Consider the following 1799-nt stretch of genomic DNA (forward strand, 5'->3'; position numbering starts at 1 on the left):
GGCTGCACCGGCCGCGGCCGCTCAGCCGACCAGCGACCGGACGTCCCACGAGGTGGCCGCCGGGCACGTCCCGGCCGGGGCCGACGAGGGCGTCCAGCGTCGCGCGGACCGGGTCGGCCGGCGTCGAGCCGGCCTGGACCAGGACGGCGGCCCGCCAGTGGCGCAGGTCCTCGACCGCCTGGCGACGGTCCGCGTCGCCGACCGGCGGCACCTGGCCGCTCTCCGCGGCCCGGCGCAGCAGCAGCGAGGTCGGGGTGTCCGGCGCGCCCCAGTGCGCGGTCGGGTCGGCCGCGCTGTCCGGGCCGATGAAGTAGCCGCCCGGCGCGGCGAAGGCCAGCCCGGTCCGGGCCGACCAGAACGTGGTCGGGCTGACCGCCGCCCCGGTCACCGGGGGCACCGGCACCAGGGTCCGGCCCGGCGGCACGTACGCCCGCCAGCCGCCGTCGGCCACGAACGCCGGCACCGGCCCGGCGGGCACGGTACGGATCGGCGTCGGGGCGAGCGGGAGCAGCGCGGCCGCCACCGCCCCGGTCCAGAACAGCCGCCGCCCCGGCCCGACGCGGTGGTCGTACGCCCGGTCCAGGGCGAGGGCGAGCAGCACCCCCAGCACCGGCACGCAGACCAGCGCGAACCGGGCCGGCACCACCAGGTCGAGCAGCGGCACCCCACGGAGCAGCCGGTACGGCCCGGGCAGCCCGGTCTCCTGGTGGTCGACCCGGATCTCGGTGCCGAGGGAGAGCAGGGCGAAGAGCAGGCCGCAGCCGGCCAGCGCGCGGACCAGGGGCCGCCGCCACAGCCAGACCACCACCAGCACGGCGAGCAGCGGCAGAACCGGCCCGAAGAAGGAGTTCTCCTCGGTCGCGTTCGGCGACAGCAGCCCCGCCGAGTGGGCGTCCCCGGCGACGGTCTGCCGGGCGGCGGCGGTGAACGAGGCCGCGTCGAGGCGGAAGCCCGCCGCGAAGAAGGGCATCCCGGCGTAGTTGCCGGGACCGTGGAACTGGAACCACAGCGGATACGCCAGCAGCGCCCCCGCCACCAGCGCGCCGACGCCGAGCCGGCCGAGCAGCGCGGGTGCCCGCCGCCGCGCGCCGGCCGGGTCGGCCAGCGCGTACGCCCCGGCGAGGACCCCGGCGGCGAGGGCGAGGAAGACCAGCACCTCCTCACCGAGGAAGACCTGGTACGCCACCGCCAGCCCGAGCAGCACGCCGTCCCGCCGCACCCGGTCGGCGGCGGGCCGGAACACCAGTCCGAGGATCACCGGGACCAGGAACTGGGCGGCCATGTGCAGGTGCGCCCCGGCCTGCGAGACCATCCCCGGGGCGAAGCCGCAGAACAGCCCGCCCACCGCCGCCGCGGCCCGGGAGCGGACCAGCCAGCGGGCCAGCAGGGCGTACCAGGCGGTGGCGGTGCCGGCCAGGCAGCAGACCACGGCCACCAGGAAGGCCGTCTGCGAGCCGAACAGCCAGGTCACCGGGGCCAGCGGCACACCCAGCCCGAGCACCGAGGTGTTGGCCATCAGGTTGACCCCGTCCGGGACGTTCAGGGCCGTGCTGTGCAGCGGGTTCTCCGCGCCGGCCACCGCCCGCGCGGCCCGGGCCAGCATCCACTCGAAGAGCATCTGGTCGCCGGCCTGGTGGAAGAGCCGCTCGGGGCGGCCCCACTGCCCGCCGGTGAGCAGCACAGCCAGCCCGAGGTAGCCGGCCACCACCAGCGCGTCGACGGGACGCGGCGCGCGGCGGCGGGGCCGGTCCGCCGGGGGCGCGTCGGGCGGGACGGCGGCCGGCGGGGCGGCGGTCAGG

At 78.3% G+C, this 1799-nt stretch carries 1 protein-coding gene; it reads right to left on the minus strand.

Features of this window, described 5'->3' with window-relative positions; translation table 11 throughout:
• The coding region (locus JNW87_RS38255) for a hypothetical protein (RefSeq protein ID WP_309234164.1) at positions 1-1799 on the minus strand (1799 nt) is incomplete at both ends.

This window comes from Micromonospora sp. ATA51 (genome assembly GCF_016802855.1).
In the GTDB taxonomy this organism is placed as follows: Bacteria; Actinomycetota; Actinomycetes; order Mycobacteriales; family Micromonosporaceae; genus Micromonospora; species Micromonospora sicca.